Source organism: Nocardia terpenica (assembly GCF_013186535.1).
Classification (GTDB): Bacteria; Actinomycetota; Actinomycetes; order Mycobacteriales; family Mycobacteriaceae; genus Nocardia; species Nocardia terpenica.
This window is the reverse complement of the sequence record NZ_JABMCZ010000003.1, coordinates 1079438-1099983: the sequence shown is the minus strand read 5'-3', so window position 1 is coordinate 1099983 and position 20546 is coordinate 1079438. Positions and strand designations below refer to the sequence as shown.

The window sequence follows — 20546 nt, the reverse complement described above, 5'->3', positions numbered from 1 at the left end:
GGCCCTCGGCGGTGAGGGTTCCTGCAGGACAGGTGGGAAAGCGAACTCACCGGGCATGCGGCCAGCTATACAGTACCGAAATACCGGACGGCACCGATTACGGCACTCCGGTTAGGCTATGCTTACCTACCATGGGCAAGGTCAAGGCTAAAAGGGTGTCGAGCCTGAAGCCGAAGAAGAAGTGCTGTCGCAAGAAGACGCGCTGCGTGAAATGCCCGGTGGTCATCATGCGCATGAAGAAGTGCGAGGCCGCGGGCATCTGCGGCAAGGACCTGAAGAAGGCGCTGAAGCAGGCGCGCGCGGCCTAGATTCCTGCGTGCTCCCCCGCCGGCGGGGTACAACGAGGGCATGAGTACACCCTTGCTCACCGAAGACGAATTGACCGCGGCCCTGAAGGATCTGCCCGAGTGGACCCACACCGGCAACTCCATCGCCCGCACCGTCGAGGCCCCGACCTTCCTCGGCGGCATCGAGCTGGTCCGCCGGGTGGCCACCGCCGCCGAAGAGGCCAACCACCACCCCGACATCGACATCCGCTGGCGCCGAGTGACTTTCACTCTGTCCACGCACTCCGCCGACGGGCTCACCCGGCTGGATGTGCAGCTGGCGCACGAGATCGATCGGCTCGCCCAGCAGAGCTGACCGCGCGCGCCGACCGGATGACCCACCCGTAGAAGAGCAGCACCCCGATCGCGTCGACCGCTCCCAGCCAGGACAGCAGTCCCGGCCGGGAGATGGTCCAGATCGTCGGCTGCAGGAACGACAGCACCCACGGCACGCCGATCAGCGTGGTCGCCAGCCAGTACCCGGCCAGCGCCCGCGCCCCGGCCGCCGCCCGCAGCGGCCCGTACACCAGCCACAGCACCAGCGGCAGCAGCCACACCCAGTGATGCGACCACGAGATCGGCGACACCATCAGCCCGAACAGCTGCACCACCAGCAGCGCGCCCAGCCGATCGCCCGAATCCAGGGCGCGCCAGGCCAGCACCGCCAGCACCGCGAGCACCAGCACCGCGCCGATCCACCACGGCCCGAACGGAATCCGATGCCCGGCCACCGACCAGGGCGCACCGGCGTCGTGCCCGAGCAGCCGGGTCAGCGCCCCGCGCAGCGACTGATTCCACACCGACCCGACCGGGCCGATCCGGTTGGCGTCGCCCAGCAGCGGCCCGAAGTAGGTCCGCGTCTCCCCCGGCGAGAGCGCGAAGCTCACCCCGATCGTCGCCGCGAACACCACCGCCGACCACACCGCGCTCGCCCAGCGCCGCTGCGTCAGGAAGTACAGCCCGGTGAAGGCGGGCGTGAGCTTGACCCCGGCCGCCGCGCCGACCAGCAGGCCCGACAGCCACCAGCGCGCGGAATACGCCGCCAGCATCCCGGCCAGCATCAGGAAGACATTGACCTGCCCGTAATCGATCGTGGTACGCACCGGTTCCATCCACAGCCCCACCGCGGTCCACGCGAACTCGGCGGCGCGCCGATCGCCGCCGGGGCGGGCCGGACCCAGGATCAGCGTCAGGCTCAGCCGCACCACCACATACAGCGCGGCCACGATGAGCAGCAGCCAGCCGAGCGCGACCACGGTGAACGGCAGCAAATGCAGCGGATAGAACACCACCGCCGCGAACGGCGGATAGGTGAACGGCAATGGAAAGTCCGGTGTCTTCTCCGAATAGGTGAAGTCGTAGAGATGCCCGCTGCCCAGATTCGCCCCGCCGCCGACATAGACATGCAGGTCGACGAGGTTCATTCCGTTGGGGGCCAATAGCATCCACAGCAGCCGGATCAGCACCGACACGGCCAGCAACGCGAGGGCCACACGGAGGTTTCGGTTCACTGCGCGCATGCTTTCGGGTCGGGTGGCGGGCCGGGACAAGACTAATCGTTGTGCCGAGCGGAACGACACGCCGCGTGTCCCGCTTGTAACATTTGCATCACTGTTCACATCAGTAACACCGACTTGGGGTTATGTTCTCAGGACATTTCGCGAAGTCTCATGACGCCGCGATAACAAGTGAATCGGAGATCACATCTCGGCTGTACAACACCGCAGCCTTGTACTTAGAGTGACGCGCAGCGATGCGGCCGCATCGCCCCCGATGAGGTACCCGAGGTAAGGACGGCTACACCAGTGCTTCGCACCAGAGGAACGCGGTTCGCATTGTCGGCGCTGGCCTTGACGGTCGGCGCCACCCTTGCCGCATCGACGACGGCGGTGGCCGCTCCCGCCCCGGCGCCTGCCCCGAAGGCCCAGCCGGTGAACGTCCCGCTGGTGCCCGAGGGTGTGCCGATCGATGCGCTCGCCGCCCTCGCGCCCGCCATCATCGGCGCCGCGGCGCAGGCCTCCGACATCTCCTCCCCGGCGCAGCAGACCATCCTCGACCAGGCCGAGAAGATTCTGGAGGCGGCGGGCCTGCCGCCGCAGGTGAAGCAGACCCTGCAGGCCATCATCGCCTTCCTCACCGGCAGTAACGGCGGCGGTCCGGACATCCCGAAGAACGGCCCGGTCATCGCCCAGTTCCTGTACCCGACGATCGGCAAGAACTGCATCGGCGCGGGCGCCGATTCGGTCGGCACCGCCCTGGCCGTGCCGGGCCCCGCCGAGCTGCCGCCGCCGGGCCCGCACGGCGGACAGGCCGGTTTCGTGTTCACCGCGCTCGGCACCAAGGGCGTGACGCCGCAACAGAATCCGCCGATGACCGTGCAGTGGCTGAACCTCGACACCCACCAGGGCGGCATTCTCCCGCTCACCGACGAGGCGCATATCAACCCCGACGGTCCCGCCACCCTCACCGCGATCGCCGACACCGGCCCCGGCCGCGTCGCCGCCGTCGTCGCCGGGTCCCTAACCACCCAGCCCGCCCCGGACCAGGCCCCCATCACCTGCTCCTTCCTCCCGACCATGGGCTTCTTCAACGTCGCCCCGGCCGCCGACGCGCAGGCCAAGGTCAAGGCGCAGTCCTAGCGACATGGAGCGCGCCCCGATGACAGTGGGGGGCGGTGTGTGGTACACCACCACCTATGGCGACTGTCGATCGGCTCGATAGGTCCGCTCCTCCCGCCGCACCGGATTCGGCTCGATATCACCGCCGGAGCCGCAGGTCGGTGATGTCTCGCCGCTCCTATAAATCGGTGTTGTCCACGCGGTCGCACCGGTCCATCCTGTCGATCCGCTCGGAGGGGTCGATCCTGTCCGTCGGCTCGGCCTATTCGGTCCTGTCGATCGGCAGTGTCGGCTCGGTGCTGTCGGTGGGTTCGGTCGGCTCGTTCTTCAGCCTGGCCTCCGCGTTCTCCGGGCTGTCGCGCTGGTCGCTGTTCTCGTGGATGGGCGATCGCGAGGCACCGGAGATCCGGCCGGTCCTGCGGGTGGTCCCCGACGACGAGCCGGACCTGCGCGAGGACCCGACCTGCCACTGTCAGACCTGATTCACCACTGCCCGTACTGCGGGGTGAGGATGGCATTGAGGTCGACCGAGACGCCGCCGACCGCGCGCTGGTCGATCTCGAACTGGTGCAGATTGGCGGCCGGGTGGACGTATCCGCGCGGGGTGCCCCAATTGTGCTGCCAGAACCAGGAACCCAGCCCGGCGGAGCGCGCCAGGTCGATGGTCGGGGAGTTCGCGTAGACGCCGACGTTCTGCTTGCCGACCACCGATTCCCAGCCCGCCAGATAGGGCGCGATCATGGTGGCGAAGTCGGCCTCGGTCGGGTTGTCGTCGATGGAAGCGTAGATGGGCGCGCCGTCGGGGCCGCCCGCCGCGCGGTGCAGTTGTAAACCGCGGTCGGCGTGCCGTTTACCGGCCTCCAGCCCGCCGCGCCAGTCCGCCGTCGGCCCCTTGCCGAACTGATAGCACGACACGACGGTGAGCCCGGCCGCGTGCATGGCGTCGACCTCACCGGCCTGTAACGGCTTGCCCAGCATCCATTCCGCGCCCGGCCGCCGGTCGGAGACGTAGCGGATGACCCCGGCATGACCGGCGTCGCGAACGGCATCGGCCGGTGGTACGGCCGCCGCGTAATCGAGCAGCGTGCCCAGCCCGGGATCGGCCGCGGCCCCCGGAGCCAGTGCGGACAGCCCCGCCATGGTCGCCGCACCGGCCGCACAATCGAACAGGCTGCGCCGAGACATCGGAAAAGAACGCATCGACGAACTCCTTCGCGCTGTGTGTTTCACCATTCACCAGAGCCGACCGCCCCGCGGGCCGGTAAAACCGCCAGCGTCCCCGGCGCGCCTTCCCCGGCGGTTCACACCGCCTTAGCGCACCGGGAGCCTCGTACGTCAACTAATTTCACCACACACACTCTGGAACCGCCAGACTCACAAGACACATCAACACCACATGCACCATCACCGGGTGGCGGCGTCGATTCGGCCGCCGACGTCGATCGTCCGGAAGGCCGTGTTCTCCAGTTCCTTTCGCACCACCCGGGCCACCTGGGCGGCGATCTGGGCGCGGATGCCGCCGATCGCGCCGAGGGCCTTGGCGCGCCAGCCGTCGGCGTGCAGGTCCACCTCGATCTGCTCGGGGGTGGGCGCGGCCGCGTCGATGACGATGAGCAGCGGGTCGGCGGCCCGCGCCACCAGAACGAGGGGAATCCGCACCTCGGCGCGGTAGCGGTTGGCCTTGAGCACGTCGACGGTGATGTCCAGGTCCACCGGGATGGTCAGGTCGAACGAGACCGGGTCGCACCCCTCGCGGTCGGTCAGGCGCGGCAGCCGCACGGTCCCCTTCACCTCGACCGTCGCCGCCGCGCGCGGCCCGGTCCGGATCGGCCCCACCTCGATGGCCCGCCCCGCCAGGCCCTCCACCACGGCCCGCACCCGCGCCGCGGTCACGATGCGCGGGAAGAAGCGGCGGCCGAACTCGTCGTACCCGATCCATTCGAAGCGCTGCTGCGAAAGATGCTGCGAGCGCGTCCCGTTCAGCATGGCCTCGACATCGAACACGCGGCCGCGGCGGCCATCGGGATCGGCGAGCATGGTGTTGAGCCGGGAGGCCACCTCGCGCTGCACCAGCGTCGCGATCGGATCCAGCAGCAGGTCTATGGCCGCCCCGATGGCCTCGGCCCGCACCACGAAGCTGACATCGCGCGTCCGAATCCGCGGAATATCGATGACGATCAGCAGCGGATCGGCGGTCCGAGCATGCAGCGTCAGGTCGATCTCGACCACCGCCTCCACCCGAAACCGCTGCCCGCCCAGGGTAACCGTGACATGCATGACCACCGGCAGCCGTAACTCGAAGGTCACATGCGGCCCGCTGCGCGCGATAACCGGCCGCCCCACGCTCCCCTCGGCGACGAACCCCGCCAACCCCGCGGGCCCGATCGAAAACGGCCCGATGGTCATCCCCCGCCCCGCCATCCCCGAAACCGCGGCCTCGATCCGCTCCGGCGTCACAGCATGCGCAACAAACCTCTCCCCGAACTCGGCATACCCGATCCACACCGGCCCCCCACCCCGCCCGCCTACCCCCACAACCTCCCCGTCGACATCCCCAGCCGACCCACCCATCTCCCCCACCTGCCCATCCGTCATCCCGCACGCTCACTGTTCATCCCGCCATACTCACCCACACCCCCGACATACCCACCACGCCCCACCCCGGCGCCCTCGTCACCGGTCACCCCGGCACGCTCGTCACTAGCCATCCCGGCGCCCACGTCACCGGTCACCCCGGCACGCCCATTACTGGTCATCCCGGCGCGCCCGTTACTGATCATCCCGGCACACTCGTCACCGGTCACCCCGGCACACTCGTCACCGGTCATCCCGACGCACTCGTCACCGGTCACCCCGACGCGCCCATCACTGGTCACCCCGGCGCGCTCGTCACCGGTCACCCCGACGCACTCGTCACCGGTCACCCCGACGCGCCCATCACTGATCATCCCGGCGCGCTCGTCACCGGTCACCCCGGCGCGCCCATCACTGATCATCCCGACGCACTCGTCACCGGTCACCCCGACGCACTCGTCACTGATCATCCCGGCGCGCTCGTCACTAGTCATCCCGGCGCACTCGTTACTAGTCATCCCGGCGTGTTCTCTGCCGGGAACCCTGGACTGTCGCATGGGTTTTCCGAACCTCACTGTGTCGGATGTATTCGCGCGCCCCTGGCGTCTGCGTGGTGGAGTCGGAATGCAGGGCCCCATCCTGCCGATGAGGGGGCAGCAGGACAGGGCCCGCGACGGCGGCGCTGCCGGGCGCCGCCGGGTACATCGTGGGGTCGGTGCACGACTGCACCTCCCCCCACAGTCTGGGATATCCACCGCGGGGGCGGATACGTTTCACAGGCGACCGAGGCCGACGATACCCGTAATGGACCCACGTTCGTAGTGGTGAATTCGAATGCCACCCTTTTCGTTTCCGTCGATGGTGGTCGGCGGCCGAATCACCCGACGCGAATGGTCCCGGATTCCGGTAATACTCGGTGAGTGGGCGACATGGCACAGTTGCGCCGTCGAACCTGCCGGGGTTCGGGGGAGGACACCGATACACTCGGCGGGGCGCTCAGAGCGAGGGAGGGTTTCGCTGCGAACTCTGTGGACCTTTGTGGTCGACCATCGCATTCAGCTGCTCACCGACTCGTATCTGCACGTGTCGGCGGTCCTGCAGTCGGTGTTGATCGCGACCGTGGTGGCGGTGGTCGTCGGCATCGTGGTGTATCGCAGCCCGTGGGGGTCGGCGCTGGCTACCGCGGCGGCCAGCATCATTCTCACGGTGCCGTCGTTCGCGCTGCTGGGCCTGCTCATTCCGGTCATGGGCCTGGGCGTGCGCCCGACCGTGACCGCCCTGGTGCTGTACGCGCTGCTGCCGATCCTGCGCAATACGATCATCGGCCTGGCCGCGGTGGACCCGGCCGTCTCCGATGCCGCGCGCGGGGTCGGGATGAATCGCACCCGCGTGCTCACCGGCATCGAGCTGCCGCTGGCCTGGCCGTCGATCCTGGCGGGCATGCGGGTCAGCACCCAGATGAGCATGGGCATTCTGGCCATGGCCGCTTACGCGAAGGGCCCCGGCCTGGGCAACCTCATCTTCTCCGGCCTCAACCGGCTGGGCAGCCCGACCGCGGTGCCGCAGGCACTGTCCGGCACGGTGCTGATCATCGTGCTGGCCCTGCTGCTCGACGCCGTGTATGTCCTCGTCGGCCGCTTCACCACCCCGAAGGGAATCCGGGAATGAACCTGCAGGGGAATCCGTGACCGATACCGCGCCCGCCGAGATCGTGCTGGACTCGGTCACCAAACGCTATCCGGGACAACGCGATCCGGCCGTGGACAATGTCTCGCTGACCATCCCCGCCGGGGAGATCGCGGTGTTCGTCGGCCCGTCGGGCTGCGGCAAGACCACCACCATGCGGATGATCAACCGGCTGATCGAGCCCAGTTCGGGCACCATCACCATCGCCGGTCGCGACATCGCCGCGGTGGACCCGGACCGGCTGCGGCGCCAGATCGGCTACTCGATCCAGCAGGCCGGGCTGTTCCCGCATCTGAGTGTCGCGCGCAATATCGCGACCGTGCCCGGGCTGCTCGGCTGGGACCGCAAGCGCATCTCCGCGCGCGTCGACGAGATGCTCGAGCTGGTCGGCCTGGACCCGGACACCTTCCGCTCCCGCTATCCCCGGCAGCTGTCGGGCGGGCAGCAGCAGCGCGTCGGCGTCGCCCGCGCGCTGGCCGCCGACCCGCCGGTGCTGCTGATGGACGAGCCGTTCGGCGCGGTGGACCCGATCACCCGCGGCCTGCTGCAGGACGAATTACTCCGCCTGCAGAGCGAATTGCACAAGACGATCGTGTTCGTCACCCACGACTTCACCGAGGCGGTCAAGCTCGGCGACCGAATCGCGGTGCTGGGCACCATGTCTCGAATCCTGCAGTACGACACCCCGGCTGCGATCCTGGCCGAGCCCGCCGACGACACGGTGGCCGGATTCGTGGGCGCGGACGCCGCCCTCAAACAGCTCACCCTCACCCACGTCGAGGACGTCGAGGTCGGCGACTGCCCCACCGCCACCGAGGACGACCCGGTCGACCCGCTGCGCACCGCGCTGGCACACCGGGACTGGCAGTGGGGCCTGATCCTCGACGCCCAGCGCCGCCCCCTGCGCTGGGTCTCGGCCGACCACCTGACCCACGCCACCTCCCTGCGCGGCATCGGCCGCCCCGTCACCGGCACGGTCACCCTGCGCTCGACCCTCCAGGAGGCGCTGTCCACCCTGCTGGCGGAGAGCACGGCCAATGCCGTGGTCACCGGCCGCCGCGGCGAATACCGCGGCCTGATCACCGTGGACACCCTCGTGGCACACCTCGGGCAACTCCGCACCGACCTCACCCCACCCGACCGCGGTAGGACCGAAAGCAGTGGGGCCGTGGATGATTCGGGCGCACAGCCGTGAGCCCGGTCAACCCCCGCACCGAGCGGCGCGCCGAGCGGATCCGGCTGCTCGCACAGCCGGTGCTGGCGATCGCGCTGGCGGTCGGCGTGCTGGCGTGGGCGTTCGATCGGAACCTCACCGCCACCCAGCGGGCCAGTATCAACGCGGCGAATATCGCGACGGCCACCCGGCAGCACGTGGTGATCACCGCGACCGTGGTGGCGATCGTGGTGCTGGTGGGAGTGCCGTTGGGGACGATGCTCACCCGGGCCCGATATCGAAGGCTCGCACCGGTTTTCGTGGGTATCGCCAATATCGGGGCGGCCGCGCCCGCGATCGGGCTCATCGTGCTCTGCTATCTGTGGACCCAGCGCACCGGGTTCTGGGTGGGGGTCGCGCCGATCGCCTTCTACACGCTGCTTCCCGTGCTGCGCAATACGATTCTGGGTTACCAGCAGGTGGATCCGATGCTCGTCGACGCCGGTCGCGGCCAGGGCATGTCCGCGGCAACGGTGTTGCGCCGCATCGAGTTTCCGCTCGCGGTGCCGTTCATCCTGGCGGGGCTGCGCACCTCGCTGGTGCTGGCGGTCGGCACCGCGACGCTGTCGTTTCTGGTGAGCGCGGGCGGGCTGGGCATCCTCATCGATACCGGATACAAGTTGCGCGACAACGTCACCCTGTGGGTGGGCGCGGTGCTGGCGGTGGCGCTGGCGCTGCTGGTGGACTGGCTCGGCGCGCTCGCCGAACGATTCCTCGGACCCCGGGGGCTGCGATGAGAACGCTGCGCGTCCGGCTGGCCGCGATCCTGGCGATCGTCGGCCTGGCGGCGACCGGATGCGGGCTGGAGGCCGGTAGCTCGGTGCCGCTGCGGGTCGGGCCGGGCAGCATCCGGCCGGTCTCGCAGCTGGAGGGCGTGCGAATCACGGTGGGCTCCAAGGACTTCACCGAGCAGAACGTCCTCGGCTATCTGATCGAGTTCGCCCTGTCCGCGGCCGGCGCCGACGTACGCGACCTGACGAATATCACCGGCTCCAACAGCCTGCGCGACGCGCAACTGCACGGTCAGGTCGACATCGCCTACGACTACACCGGTACCGGGTGGATCAACTACCTCGGCAACGAGAAGCCGATTCCCGACTCCCAGCAGCAGTTCGAGGCCCTGCGCGCCGCCGATCTGTCCAAACACGGCATGCTGTGGACGGATCTGGCGCCGATGAACAACACCTACGCGCTGCTGACCTCCGACGGTTACGCCCGGCAGTCGGGAGCGCGGACGCTGTCGGACTACGCCCGCATGGTGAACACCGATCCCGCGAGCGCCACGACCTGCCTGGGTACCGAATTCAGTGTGCGCCAGGACGGATTCGCGGGCATGGTCCGCAAATACGGCATCGATACGGGCAAGGTGCGCAAGCAGCTCATGCAGGACGCGCTGGTGTTCTCGGCGACCGCCAACGGCACCTGCCACTTCGGCTCGGTGGCCGCCACCGACGGGCGTATCAAGGCGCTGCACCTGCAACTGCTCGACGACGATCTCGGCTTCTTCCCGAAATACAATGCGGCACTGGTGATGCGGAAGTCCTTCGCCGACGCGCACCCGCAGGTCGCCCAGATTCTCGCGCCGATCTCCCGGCTGCTCACCAACGACACCGCCATCGACCTGAACCGTCAGGTGGACGTGGACGGCCGCGAACCCGCGACGGTGGCACGCGACTGGCTCGTCGCGCACGGATTCGTCACGGCGCAATAGGAATTCGGCCTCAGGCCACGGCGGTGCGCACGGCCAGCCAGCCACCCGCGGGGTCGGCATAGCCGTGGTACATCAGCGGAATGCGTTGATCCACACCGAAATACCGGTACACGGCGAGCATCGCCCGCCGCACGGCCGCCTCCTCGAAGTCATCGATGCGCCGCTGGCCGATCGGGTGCTCCGGCAGCAGCGCCAGCCGGATCATCTCGGCCCGATCGCCGGTGTCCAGACCCTGTGGGCCGTCACCGATGTAGTGGATGTAGTGGTCGTGGAAGATGGTGCGCAGTCCCGCCTGATCGGGCTCCTCCGTGCCGACGACCATGCGGGCCCGCACGCCGGGCAGCGTGCGCGACTCCAGCGTGCCGATGAGTTCCGGGTCTCGGCGCGGGGTCTCGCCGACGGGCGCCTGCTCCAGCAGATGCAACATGTTCGCACCCCGCACTCCGGGCTCGGGGACGAGGAACAGGCTCACCACGGGCCCGGGATAGCACGAGGCGGTCAGGCAGATCCTGGCGTGCAACGGCTCGGACATGCGGTCTCCTCGGGAATGCGGACCGACCGATATGGGCACAAGTATAGAAGCCCACGGGCGGCCGCACACCCGGTACCGAACGGTTGAAGACGCAGGTTAGGCTGGTGGTCTCGACCTCGAACACCCACGCTCGGTTATCGGAGGCCGGATATGAACATCTCGCGCATGATCGCTGTCCTCGTCGCAACCGCACTCGGCATTACCGGGCCGATCCTGACCGCACCCGCTCACGCCACACCGATTCGCGGCAACCAGTCGTCGATCAGAGCCAACGAGTGCGCCCGCACCGGCGGCCACGTGGTCCGCAAGAGCGGACAGCGGGTCTGCATGCGCAGCCGACGCTACCCGAACAACACTCCGGTCAAGAACTGACCGGAGCGCTCGGCTACGCGTTCAACAACCGCCCGCTGGCCGCGAGCTCCCGCTCGATCGTGGCACGCACCGTCGGCCACTCCTCGTCGAGAATCGAATAGAACGCCGTACTGCGCACCTCCCCGTCCAGCCCGCGCGAATGCGCCCGCCGCACCCCGTCGCTGGTGGCCCCGAGGCGCTCGATCGCCATGCGGGAGCGCAAGTTTCGCACGTCGGCGCGCAGGGCGATACGCCGCACCCGCCAGCCCTCGAAGGCGTGCCGTAACAACAGCAGCTTCGATTCCAGGTTGATGCCCGAGCCGCGCGCGTGCGGCGACAGCCAGGTGTTGCCGATCTCGGCGGCATCCGGAATCGCCAGCAGCGGATCGCCCATGGGCAGGCCGTGCACGATCGGCCAGACCACCGGACCCTGCCAGTAGTCGAATCTGGTGAATCTGGTCGACCCGAGCACGCGATCGTCGGCGGCGCCGACGATCGCGAATGCCAATGCGGTGCCGGCGGTATGGCCGGCCACGGCCTGCGCGACATAGTCGGCGGCCTGTTCCGGCCCCTGCGGCACGGGAGTGAACGCGTACGCGTCACCGTCGCCGGAACTCGCCGCGGCGAGACCCGGAATGTGGTGCGGTGCCAGGGGTTCCAGCCGCACCAGACGGCCGGTGAGAGTAACGGGTGCAGGCACGTTCCCTCGATCTTTCGGGACGGTCTCCGGCTCGCTTCGGGCAGCGGCCTCCCCGGTCACAACGCCCCGGATCGACGAACCAGCCCTGGCGCGCCAGCAGCAGCATCGGACAATGAGATGAACGATAATGGAACACGCCCCGTCGGCGGTGTACGTGCGATGTAAATTCCGCAGCACATCTCGCGTGTCGCCCGGCGGGTCGCAAATCCCGCCCGCCGCAGCGGCATTCGCCCCGCACCGGCCGCTTTCACTCCCGGCAAACTTATGGCATTTGGTGAATGTTTATTCCGGCATATCGGCGCCGACGGCCCTACCCGAACGCGGGTCGAAGCAGCTCCGCACCCGTCCGCGCGAGCCAGGCCTCGAAGGTCAGCAGGCCCGGATGCAGGGCGCGCAATTCGTCGATGCCGACGAGGGGTTCGCTGCCGCCCTCGTTGAGCCGCTCGTAGCCGCGCGCGAAGCGCTCGTTGATGCGGCGCACCTCCTCGATGGGCGTCTGGACGTAGGGCACCTCGCGGCCGAGGGCGGCGCCGATCGCCGCGGCGGCCTCCGGCGGCGTCACCGCGTCGCCGACGAGATCGAGTGTGCGACCGCGGAATCGCTGCGGATCGGCCAGCGCGAGGGCGGCGAAGGCCCCGATATCGGCGAGCGCGACGAACTGCTGCCGCATGTGCGGGGCCACCGGGGTGCGCAGCGCGCCGTCGCGTATGCCGACGATCGCGGAGTGGACGTGCAGGTTCTCCATGAACGAGCTGGGCCGCAGGATGGTCGCGGAGATTCCCGAGGCGGCGATGTACTGCTCAATCGTCCACTTGGCCTCCTGCCCGCTGCCGCGGTCGGCGCCGATCCCGGAGCTGTACACCAGATGGGCCACACCGTATTTCACGGCGGCGTCGGTGATCGTCCGACCGGCCCGCACCTCGTCCTGATCCGGCGCGAGCGGGCCGGGATGCACGCTGTACACGCCGTAGGCGCCGTCGATGGCGCGCGCGAGCACGGCGTCGTCCTCGAGCCCGCCCACCACCAGTTCGGCGCCCGCGGCCGCGAGCGCCCGAGCCTTCTCGCCGTCCGGATTCCGCGTCAGCGCCCGCACCTTCCACCCGTCCGCGAGCAGGCGGGCGGCCACCGCCCCACCCTGCTGCCCGGTGCCGCCGGTGACGAAAACGACCTGGTCCATGCGCCTGTCCTCTTCTCTCCCAAGGCCAAGCGGAGTGATTACCCCGCTTAGCCTTCAAGATACGGAACGAGCGCCCCGTTTTCTAGCAATAATTCTCAACCCCTCGAAGCCCTTGTTGATCGTTGAACTATCTGTAAGGGTTGGGACGCGTAGTTGAAGTGGAAGTGAACCACCCATGAAGTGCCTGCTGTGGATCATCTTGCCGTACAGTTCTTTTCTCTCGTTCGCCACAGGACACCTCTGGCGTTACCGGCGCGACCGCTTTCAGGCCACCGATCCCGACGCAGAAACCGACCGATCGGAACGCTTGGGCGCGATGGCGTTCCGACTAGGGATCGCCCTGGTCCTACTGTCCCGGCTCACCATCGCATTAACGTCGAAACCCGACCCTCCCGGCGCCATCTACACCGCGACCTTCGCCGTCAAGGTGGTCGCGGTGCCGATGACGATTCTCGGTGCGCTCATGCTGTTCGGCCCGTCGCTCGTCGCCGGTGGCCCGCGCGCGACCGTCAGCCCGGTGGACCGGTTCACCCTCCCGATGCTGACCGCGACCGCGCTGTCGAGCGCCGCCGTCGGCTTCGATCCAGACCCCGATGATACCGAGTATCACTCCGCCGCAATGATTTTCGCGTGGTTCCGCTCGCTGATCACGCTCCACCCGCTGCCGGACACGATGGTGCACACGCCGCTGCCGTATCAGATCCGCGCGCTGACCCTCATGCTGCTGCTGGCGATCTGGCCCTACACCCGGCTGGGCGGCACGTTCGTGGGCCCGGTCATCCGCGCACTCGACCGGCGCAGGAACCTCCCCGCGGCGCGGATCGTCCGCCGCATGGGCGACGATGGCGTCGACGACGCTGCTCGGGAAGAGGAAATCACCTCGGCGGCAATGGATTTCAGTCTTACAGCTGGTGCGCGCCCGGGCGGACGATCATGAGTACCACCACGATCAGCCAGAGCAGGTTGTAGATTCCGGCGAGCATGCCCATCGTGCGCAGGCGGCGGCCGTCGTCGGGGGTGCGCAGGGCCTCGCGCTGCATCGGATGGATGACCGTGCCGATGATTCCGGCGGCGATACCGGTCAGGGCGATCGCGAGGGTGATCCAGATTTCGCCCATCCGGCCCTGCACGGCGGCCAGGATCATGCCGACGACGGGCACGATCAGTCCGGCCACGGCGTAGCGGCCGGTGATCCGGTGCAGCGCCGCCGCGACGGCCGGATTGCGTTCGCAGACACCGTCATCGGGCCCCGGCCCGGCGGCCACCGGGGCGTAGCGGGGAAACAGACTGGTGGCGACGGCCGAACCACCGATGAACACGATGGCCGCGACGACATGGATCGAGAGCAGCAGGTGGCGCATGGGCGGCTTCCTCCAACCTTCAGGACGGCTGAAGCCTAACACCCACCTTCAATCAGATTGAAGGTTATGGCCGACCTCACACCTCGGCCTCCGGGCGGTCCCCCGGCGGCCAGGCGGCGAACGCGGCCAGCAGCGCCGCGCCGATCTCGCGCTGAATCGGATCGGCCCCGGGCCCGAACAATCGCTCGTCCACCTCGGCCACCACCGCCTTCGCGGACTCCAGCAACCGCATACCGGCGGGCGTCAGCTCGATCGTCGACGCCGACCCGGCGCGGGCCGTGCGGTCACGCACCAAACCGGCCGCGACCAGGTTCTTCACCGACGTGTGCACGCTCTGCACGCTGGTCCCGGACATCCGTGCCAGCTTGCTGAACGACGCCCCCGGCACCCCGGAGATATGCCCCAGCAACCCCAGCCGACCGACGGTCAGATCCAGCGGCGCCAGCGCCGCCGCGAGCTCGGCCTCGACCCGGCGGGCCACGGTCAGGGCGAGGATCGAGGCGCTGGCGACGGGCGGGTCGGGCCGGATGTCATCGGTGCTCACCCCGCCAGTCTCGCACCGGGACGACCCGATTCCTGGCGTCCCCACAGCCCCGCTCGCCCGGCTATAAACAATAGTTGTGGTTTCCGGCGCAGAGAATTCGACCGAACTGGTCGCGATCGGTCAGGCGGCGCGGCGTTTCGGGCTGACCGTGCCGACGCTGCGGTACTGGGAGGAGCGCGGGCTGATCCGGGCCAGCGCCCGCCGCGGCGGCGTGCGGCACTACGACCCCGAACAGATGTATCGCATTGCGCTGATCCAACTCTGGCAGGAGCTGGGGCAGATCAGCCTCGACGACATCGCCCGCATGCTGACCGATCGGACCGGGGCGTGGCGCGACATCATCGCCGACCGCATCCACGCCATCGAGGAACAGCAGCGCCGATTGGCCGAGGGCAAGGCTCATTTGCAGCATCTGCTGGTGTGCCCCAGCCCGGAACCGGCCGGAGCGTGCGCGTTCATGCGGGAAGTCATCGCCCTGCGCATGACCGGCAGCAAGGTGGTGCCGCGCGACCTGGACCCGAGGTAGTCCGCGGTCGACGGTAGACTTCTCCACTCGTGAGTCTCACCCTCGGAATCGTCGGCCTGCCCAATGTCGGAAAGTCGACGCTTTTCAATGCGCTGACCAAGAACGACGTGCTCGCGGCGAACTACCCGTTCGCCACCATCGAGCCGAACGTCGGTGTGGTGCCGCTGCCGGATCCGAGGCTGGAGCGGCTCGCCGAGATCTTCTCCTCCGAGCGCATCGTGCCCGCCACGGTGTCGTTCGTCGATATCGCGGGCATCGTGAAGGGCGCGTCCGAGGGCGCGGGCCTGGGCAACAAGTTCCTGGCCAATATCCGTGAGGCCGACGCCATCTGCCAGGTGGTCCGCGTCTTCGCCGACGACGACGTGGTCCATGTCGACGGTCGCGTCGACCCGCTGGCCGACATCGAGGTCATCGAGACCGAGCTGATCCTGGCCGACCTGCAGACCCTGGAGAAGGCCGTCCCCCGCCTGGAGAAGGAGGCCCGGGTCAAGAAGGACCGCAAGCCCGCCTTCGACGCGGCCAAGGCGGCCCAGGACACCCTGAACGAGGGCAACACCCTGTTCTCGGTCCGCGACCGGCTCGACACCGACCTGCTGCGGGAGCTGTCGCTGCTCACCATCAAGCCGTTCCTGTACGTGTTCAACGCCGACGAGTCCGTCCTGACCGACGAGGCCCGCGTCGCCGAACTGAAAGCCGCTGTCGCCCCGGCGGATTCGGTCTTCCTCGACGCCAAGGTGGAGGCCGAACTGCTGGAGCTGGACGCCGAGTCCGCCGCCGAACTCCTGGAATCCATCGGCCAGTCCGAACCCGGCCTGCACGCCCTGGCCCGCGCCGGCTTCCACACCCTCGGCCTGCAGACCTATCTCACGGCAGGCCCCAAGGAATCCCGCGCCTGGACCATCCACCAGGGCGACACCGCCCCCAAGGCCGCGGGCGTCATCCACACCGACTTCGAACGCGGCTTCATCAAGGCGGAGGTCGTCGCCTTCGACGACTTGATCGCGGCGGGATCGATGGCGGCCGCCAAGTCGGCGGGAAAGGTGCGGATGGAGGGGAAGGACTACGTCATGCACGACGGCGACGTGGTCGAATTCCGTTTCAACGTCTGAACTTCCGCGCACGGCCGGTATGGTCGGGTTCATGTCGACGACGTCCGACTCCTTTCCCCGCCGGAGCGCTCGCACCCAGCGGTTCACGCTCGGTGCGCCGCGTGCCTTCACCGTGGCGCCCGACGGCGCGCGCGTCGCGTTCCTGCGCTCCACGTCCGGTACGGACACGGCGAGTTCGCTGTGGGTCCTCGATGTGGCGCGGGGCGAGGAGCGGGTGGCGGCCGACCCGCGGGTGCTGCTGAACGGCGCGGCCGAAGACCTTCCGCCCGAAGAGCTTGCGCGCCGGGAACGCAGCCGCGAGGGTGGCGGCGGCATCGTCGGCTACGGCACCGACGACGCCGTGGAGTTGGCGGCTTTCGCATTGTCGGGCCGGTTGTTCGTGGCCGGGCTGCGGGACGGCGAGACACGCGAACTTCCTACCGCCGGACCGGCGATCGACCCGCGCCCTTCCCCCGACGGCCGCCACGTCGCCTATGTCGCGCACGGCGCGCTGCGGGTCGTGAGCGCCGAGGGCAAGGACGAGCGGGCGCTCGCCGAACCGGAGTCGGCCGAAATCACCTATGGGCTGGCCGAGTTCATCGCGGCCGAGGAAATGGGCCGCTCCCGGGGTTTCTGGTGGTCGCCGGACTCGCAGCGGCTGCTGGTCGCGTGCGTGGACAATGCGCCGGTACGGCGCTGGTGGATCTCCGATCCGGCTCGGCCCGAACGTGATCCACAGCGCGTCGCCTATCCGGCGGCGGGCACCGACAATGCGGACGTGCGGCTGTTCGTGATCGGCCTGGACGGGGTACGCACGGAGGTCGTCTGGGACCGGGTGCGCTATCCGTATGTGGCGCATGTGCATTGGTCGCAAGCCGGTGCTCCGCTGCTGCTCGTCCAGGCGCGCGATCAGCGCAGTCAGCTGTCCCTGGCGGTGTCCCCGCAGACCGGCTCGACCCGGGTCGTGCACGCCGACGAGGACCCGGTGTGGCTCGATCTGTTCCCCGGCACGCCCTGTTGGAGCCGGTCCGGACGGCTCGTCCGGATCGCCGACGAGGGTGACGCACGGGTCCTCGTGGTCGGTGAACGCGCCCTGACGGGCCCGCGGCTGCACGTGCGCGCCGTGCTCGACGCCGGGCACGACGACGTGCTGATCACCGCGTCGGCCGGTGTCGAGGCCGCCGCCCCCGAGACCGGCGAGGTGCACGTCTATCGCGTCGATGAGCTTGGCCTGGAGCGTATTTCGCGCGAGCCGGGCGTGCACACGGCGGTGCGCGCCGGGGGCGTCACCGTGCTGGTGTCCACCACGCTCGAGCGGCCGGGCGCCGAGGTGCGGGTGCTTCGCGATGGAACGCGGGTGGCGACGATCGCCTCGTATGCGGAAGATCCCGGCCTGTCCCCGAGGGTGACCCTCACCGAGGCGGGCGCCCGCCGCATCCCGTGCGCCGTCCTACTCCCCCGCGATCACGACGGTAAGACCCCGTTGCCCGTCCTCATGGATCCCTACGGCGGCCCGCACGGCCAGCGGGTGTTCGCCGCGCACAATCCGCACCTGATCTCGCAGTGGTTCGCCGACCAGGGTTTCGCGGTCGTGGTCGCCGACGGCCGCGGCACCCCGGGGCGCTCCCCCGCCTGGGAGAAAGCCATCCGCGACGACCTCGCCGCGGTCGTCCTCGAGGATCAGGTGCACGCGATACACGCACTCGCCGAGGACTTTCCGCTCGACCTGGACCGGGTCGCCATCCGCGGCTGGTCCTTCGGCGGATATCTGGCGGCGCTCGCCGTGCTGCGCCGCCCGGACGTCTTCCACGCGGCCGTGGTGGGCGCCCCGGTCACCGATCTGCGCCTGTACGACACCCATTACCAGGAGCGGTATCTCGGCCACCCCGACGAGCGGCCGGAAATCTATCGGCGCAACTCGCTGATCGACGACGCGGGCCTGGTCGACGCCGCCGACCCACACCGACCGATGATGATCATCCACGGCTTCGCGGACGACAATGTGGTGGTCGCCCACTCCCTGCGACTGTCCTCGGCGCTACTGGCCGCCGGTCGCCCACACGAGGTGCTGCCGCTGTCCGGCATCACCCACATGACCCCGCAGGAGTCGGTCGCCGAAAACCTCCTCCACCTCCAATTGGACTTCCTGCGGCGCTCGCTCGGATAACGGCCGGTGCCTCCGACTCACGTGTCGGTCAGGTGTGCGAGCGCGCTGATGACACGGTCCGCGATATCCGGCGGCCACGGGAAAGAGGGGGCAACCGCTCGCTGGTGGGCGAGTCCGTGCAGTCCGAGCCACAGCGCGACCGCATCGGCCGCGGGGTCGGTGCTGTCGGCGTCACCGGCGGCGACACAGTCCTCGAGGGCCGTGACGAACAGCCGCATGGTCGTCTGACCGAGGGCGGCCATGTCGCTCTTGGTGACGGAGGTTTCGTTCAGTTCGGGCAGCCACACTCCGCCGAACATGGTGCGGTAGCGCGCCGGTCGGGCGCGGGCGAAATCCAGATAGCCGTGGCACAAGGCCAACAGTCGGCTCCGCGGCGCCTCGTCCGCGGCGCGTAGCGCGGCGCACAACTGGTCGTCCAACTCGGTGAAGGCGTTCTGCACCACGGCCAGCATGATGGCGGGCTGGTCGGGGAAGTGGCGGTAGATCGACGGTGCGGCGATCCCGGCGCGGCGGGCGACGGAGCGCAGGGTGATGGCACTGTCCTCACCGGTTTCGTCGAGCAGGGCGACGGCCGCCGCCACGATCTCGTCGCGCAGTCGAGCACCCTCCCCCCGGGGGTTGCGCGCGCGGACATGGGTCGCGGGCTCATTGGTTCCCATGGCGTTACCTTACATCGCAAAACTTACATGTGTAACCTCTTGCGCCGAGTGAGCTTACAGCCGTAGCCTTACATCCGTTATCTCAAGCGCCTCGAGCCGGAGCCCTCATGAAAAACAGCGCCCTCACCACCACCGTTACCGAAATCGTTCTGCCGGACAAGGTCGAGCCCGACGGCCTTCGGGTCACCACCCGCGACCTCCCGGCGCCCGCCGCGGGCCAGGTCGTGCTGAGCATGGAGGCGACGGGCGTCTCGTTCGCCGAGCAGCAGATGCGCCGCGGCAAGTACTTCGACCAGCCGCCGTTCCCGTTCGTCCCCGGTTACGACGTGGTCGGCACCGTGATCGCGACCGGCCCCGGCGTGGACGCCGCGCTGATCGGCCATCGGTTCGCCGCGATCACCAAGGTCGGCGCCTGGGCCAGCGCCCTGCTGCTCGATGCCGCCGATCTGGTGGCCGTACCCGACGGCGTGACCCCGGCCGCCGCCGAGACCGTGGTGGTGAACGGCCTCACGGCCTGGCAGCTGCTGCACGGGAAGGCCCGGGTGCGCTCCGGCGGGACGATCGTGGTGCTGGGCGCCAACGGCGGCGTCGGCTCCACGCTCGTGCAGCTGGCCCGCCACAGCGGGATCACGGTGATCGGCACCGCCGCCCCGCGACACCACGCGGCCCTGCGCGCACAGGGCGTGACCCCGGTCGACTATCGCGATCCCGAAATGTACCGCAAGATAAGGCAATTCGCGCCCGACGGGGTGGACGCGGTGTTCGACCACGTCGGCGGCGCCGCCATAGTCGAGTCGTGGCGGCTGCTGCGGCGGGGCGGAACGCTGGTCTCCTACGGCAGTGCGGCAACGAAAGACGTGGACGGCAATGCGAAACTGCCTGTGCTGAAGCTGTTTCCGCGGCTGATGCTGTGGAATTACCTGCCCAACGGCAAGAGTGCGCAGTTCTACAACCTCTGGGGCGGGCAGCGTCGCCTCGACACCTTCCGCCGCCGGCTGCGCGAGGACCTCACCCAGGTGCTGCGGCTGCTGGCCGACGGCGTGCTGACCCCGCGGATCGCCGCGGAATTCCCACTCTCCGAGGCGAGTTCGGCACTGGCACTGGCGGAATCGCGCACTGTCGCAGGAAAGGTCGTCATCGTGCCGGACGCGCCCCGGTCATGAATCCACCTCGCTATCCACACCCGTATCTCGGAGACGTCATGACCACCGCACTCGCCCCCGTGTTCGCCCCGCCCGCCGTCACCCGCGGCGGTGATGTCGACAGCCGGGCCACCTATATCAGCTTCGGACTCGCCTACCTCCTCGGGCACG

24 protein-coding genes are annotated in these 20546 nt (G+C 68.9%); 14 read left to right on the top strand and 10 right to left on the bottom strand.

Annotated elements, in window-relative coordinates; translation table 11 throughout:
• The first annotated feature begins 131 nt into the window (after nucleotides 1–131).
• Nucleotides 132–308 carry a hypothetical protein gene (locus HPY32_RS26705; RefSeq protein WP_098697359.1) on the top strand — a complete coding sequence of 59 codons (177 nt, stop codon included), beginning with the start codon at nucleotides 132–134 and terminating at the stop codon, nucleotides 306–308.
• 40 nt (nucleotides 309–348) lie between these two features.
• On the top strand, nucleotides 349–642 hold the full coding sequence (locus HPY32_RS26700) for a 4a-hydroxytetrahydrobiopterin dehydratase (protein ID WP_067576847.1): 294 nt from the start codon (nucleotides 349–351) through the stop codon (nucleotides 640–642).
• Here the strand turns inward: HPY32_RS26700 and HPY32_RS26695 are convergent.
• Nucleotides 584–1846 (bottom strand): mannosyltransferase, encoded by a 1263-nt coding sequence (locus HPY32_RS26695; RefSeq protein ID WP_067576845.1) that lies wholly within the window; start codon nucleotides 1844–1846, stop codon nucleotides 584–586. The two genes, HPY32_RS26700 and HPY32_RS26695, sit on opposite strands and share 59 nt — an antisense overlap.
• 285 nt (nucleotides 1847–2131) lie before the next feature.
• On the opposite strand from HPY32_RS26695, the gene HPY32_RS26690 reads away from it, so the two are divergent.
• Together HPY32_RS26690 and HPY32_RS26685 are read left to right on the top strand one after the other, a co-directional pair.
• The gene (locus HPY32_RS26690; RefSeq protein WP_067576843.1) at nucleotides 2132–2965 is read left to right on the top strand and encodes an Rv1157c family protein; all 834 of its coding nucleotides are present in this window, start codon (nucleotides 2132–2134) and stop codon (nucleotides 2963–2965) included.
• A gap of 143 nt (nucleotides 2966–3108) precedes the next feature.
• Nucleotides 3109–3426, top strand: a complete 318-nt coding sequence (locus HPY32_RS26685; protein ID WP_067576841.1) for a hypothetical protein — start codon at nucleotides 3109–3111, stop codon at nucleotides 3424–3426.
• Nucleotide 3427: 1 nt separating this feature from the next.
• Here HPY32_RS26685 and HPY32_RS26680 read toward each other — a convergent pair whose 3' ends face one another.
• The 3 genes from HPY32_RS26680 to HPY32_RS26670 all read right to left on the bottom strand — a co-directional run bounded on the left by HPY32_RS26680 (nucleotide 3428) and on the right by HPY32_RS26670 (nucleotide 6012).
• Nucleotides 3428–4144, bottom strand: coding sequence for a DUF1906 domain-containing protein (locus tag HPY32_RS26680; protein WP_067576839.1), 717 nt, complete (start codon nucleotides 4142–4144; stop codon nucleotides 3428–3430).
• 204 nt (nucleotides 4145–4348) lie between these two features.
• Entirely contained in the window at nucleotides 4349–5539 is a 1191-nt protein-coding gene (locus HPY32_RS26675) for a hypothetical protein (RefSeq protein WP_253949869.1), read from the bottom strand.
• Complete coding sequence (locus HPY32_RS26670; protein WP_171983067.1) at nucleotides 5536–6012, bottom strand: hypothetical protein; 477 nt, start codon at nucleotides 6010–6012, stop codon at nucleotides 5536–5538. Before HPY32_RS26670 ends, HPY32_RS26675 begins: the two co-directional genes overlap by 4 nt.
• Before the next feature lie 523 nt (nucleotides 6013–6535).
• On the opposite strand from HPY32_RS26670, the gene HPY32_RS26665 reads away from it, so the two are divergent.
• From HPY32_RS26665 to HPY32_RS26650, 4 genes are read left to right on the top strand one after another with little or no spacing between them, the layout of a single operon-like run.
• Complete coding sequence (locus HPY32_RS26665; protein WP_067583997.1) at nucleotides 6536–7186, top strand: ABC transporter permease; 651 nt, start codon at nucleotides 6536–6538, stop codon at nucleotides 7184–7186.
• 16 nt (nucleotides 7187–7202) lie between these two features.
• Nucleotides 7203–8399 (top strand): ABC transporter ATP-binding protein, encoded by a 1197-nt coding sequence (locus HPY32_RS26660; protein WP_231951247.1) that lies wholly within the window; start codon nucleotides 7203–7205, stop codon nucleotides 8397–8399.
• Nucleotides 8396–9154, top strand: a complete 759-nt coding sequence (locus HPY32_RS26655) for an ABC transporter permease (RefSeq protein WP_067576835.1) — start codon at nucleotides 8396–8398, stop codon at nucleotides 9152–9154. The genes HPY32_RS26660 and HPY32_RS26655 overlap by 4 nt, the downstream gene beginning before the upstream one ends.
• Nucleotides 9151–10128: a glycine betaine ABC transporter substrate-binding protein gene (locus HPY32_RS26650; RefSeq protein WP_067576833.1), complete on the top strand. Its 978-nt coding sequence runs from the start codon at nucleotides 9151–9153 to the stop codon at nucleotides 10126–10128. The genes HPY32_RS26655 and HPY32_RS26650 overlap by 4 nt, the downstream gene beginning before the upstream one ends.
• Nucleotides 10129–10138: 10 nt before the next feature.
• On the opposite strand, the gene HPY32_RS26645 is transcribed toward HPY32_RS26650, so the two are convergent.
• Nucleotides 10139–10660, bottom strand: a complete 522-nt coding sequence (locus tag HPY32_RS26645; RefSeq protein WP_067576832.1) for a hypothetical protein — start codon at nucleotides 10658–10660, stop codon at nucleotides 10139–10141.
• A 150-nt stretch (nucleotides 10661–10810) separates the two neighbouring features.
• Here HPY32_RS26645 and HPY32_RS26640 point away from each other — a divergent pair, with 150 nt between their 5' ends.
• Nucleotides 10811–11032 carry a hypothetical protein gene (locus HPY32_RS26640; RefSeq protein WP_067576831.1) on the top strand — a complete coding sequence of 74 codons (222 nt, stop codon included), beginning with the start codon at nucleotides 10811–10813 and terminating at the stop codon, nucleotides 11030–11032.
• Between the two features lie 13 nt (nucleotides 11033–11045).
• Here HPY32_RS26640 and HPY32_RS26635 read toward each other — a convergent pair whose 3' ends face one another.
• A complete protein-coding gene (locus HPY32_RS26635; protein ID WP_067576829.1) occupies nucleotides 11046–11711 on the bottom strand; it encodes a GNAT family N-acetyltransferase in 666 nt (221 codons plus the stop codon).
• A 310-nt stretch (nucleotides 11712–12021) separates the two neighbouring features.
• Nucleotides 12022–12888, bottom strand: coding sequence for an NmrA family NAD(P)-binding protein (locus HPY32_RS26630; protein WP_067576827.1), 867 nt, complete (start codon nucleotides 12886–12888; stop codon nucleotides 12022–12024).
• 175 nt (nucleotides 12889–13063) lie between these two features.
• Between HPY32_RS26630 and HPY32_RS26625 the strand changes: the two genes are divergently transcribed.
• Nucleotides 13064–13825: a respiratory nitrate reductase subunit gamma gene (locus tag HPY32_RS26625; RefSeq protein WP_067576825.1), complete on the top strand. Its 762-nt coding sequence runs from the start codon at nucleotides 13064–13066 to the stop codon at nucleotides 13823–13825.
• Here the strand turns inward: HPY32_RS26625 and HPY32_RS26620 are convergent.
• The gene (locus HPY32_RS26620; RefSeq protein WP_067576823.1) at nucleotides 13791–14249 is read right to left on the bottom strand and encodes a hypothetical protein; all 459 of its coding nucleotides are present in this window, start codon (nucleotides 14247–14249) and stop codon (nucleotides 13791–13793) included. The genes HPY32_RS26625 and HPY32_RS26620 overlap by 35 nt on opposite strands.
• Before the next feature lie 76 nt (nucleotides 14250–14325).
• Nucleotides 14326–14793 carry a MarR family winged helix-turn-helix transcriptional regulator gene (locus HPY32_RS26615; RefSeq protein WP_067576821.1) on the bottom strand — a complete coding sequence of 156 codons (468 nt, stop codon included), beginning with the start codon at nucleotides 14791–14793 and terminating at the stop codon, nucleotides 14326–14328.
• Between the two features lie 76 nt (nucleotides 14794–14869).
• Between HPY32_RS26615 and HPY32_RS26610 the strand changes: the two genes are divergently transcribed.
• The 3 genes from HPY32_RS26610 to HPY32_RS26600 are packed head-to-tail and all read left to right on the top strand — an operon-like array spanning nucleotide 14870 to nucleotide 18574.
• A complete protein-coding gene (locus HPY32_RS26610) occupies nucleotides 14870–15319 on the top strand; it encodes a MerR family transcriptional regulator (RefSeq protein WP_197696304.1) in 450 nt (149 codons plus the stop codon).
• 29 nt (nucleotides 15320–15348) lie between these two features.
• Nucleotides 15349–16428 (top strand): redox-regulated ATPase YchF, encoded by a 1080-nt coding sequence (ychF, locus tag HPY32_RS26605; RefSeq protein WP_067576818.1) that lies wholly within the window; start codon nucleotides 15349–15351, stop codon nucleotides 16426–16428.
• Nucleotides 16429–16459: 31 nt separating this feature from the next.
• Nucleotides 16460–18574: a S9 family peptidase gene (locus HPY32_RS26600; RefSeq protein ID WP_067583991.1), complete on the top strand. Its 2115-nt coding sequence runs from the start codon at nucleotides 16460–16462 to the stop codon at nucleotides 18572–18574.
• 17 nt (nucleotides 18575–18591) lie between these two features.
• Here HPY32_RS26600 and HPY32_RS26595 read toward each other — a convergent pair whose 3' ends face one another.
• Nucleotides 18592–19233, bottom strand: coding sequence for a TetR/AcrR family transcriptional regulator (locus HPY32_RS26595; protein WP_067576816.1), 642 nt, complete (start codon nucleotides 19231–19233; stop codon nucleotides 18592–18594).
• 107 nt (nucleotides 19234–19340) lie between these two features.
• Between HPY32_RS26595 and HPY32_RS26590 the strand changes: the two genes are divergently transcribed.
• Complete coding sequence (locus HPY32_RS26590) at nucleotides 19341–20396, top strand: medium chain dehydrogenase/reductase family protein (RefSeq protein ID WP_067576814.1); 1056 nt, start codon at nucleotides 19341–19343, stop codon at nucleotides 20394–20396.
• Nucleotides 20397–20546: the final 150 nt, after the last annotated feature.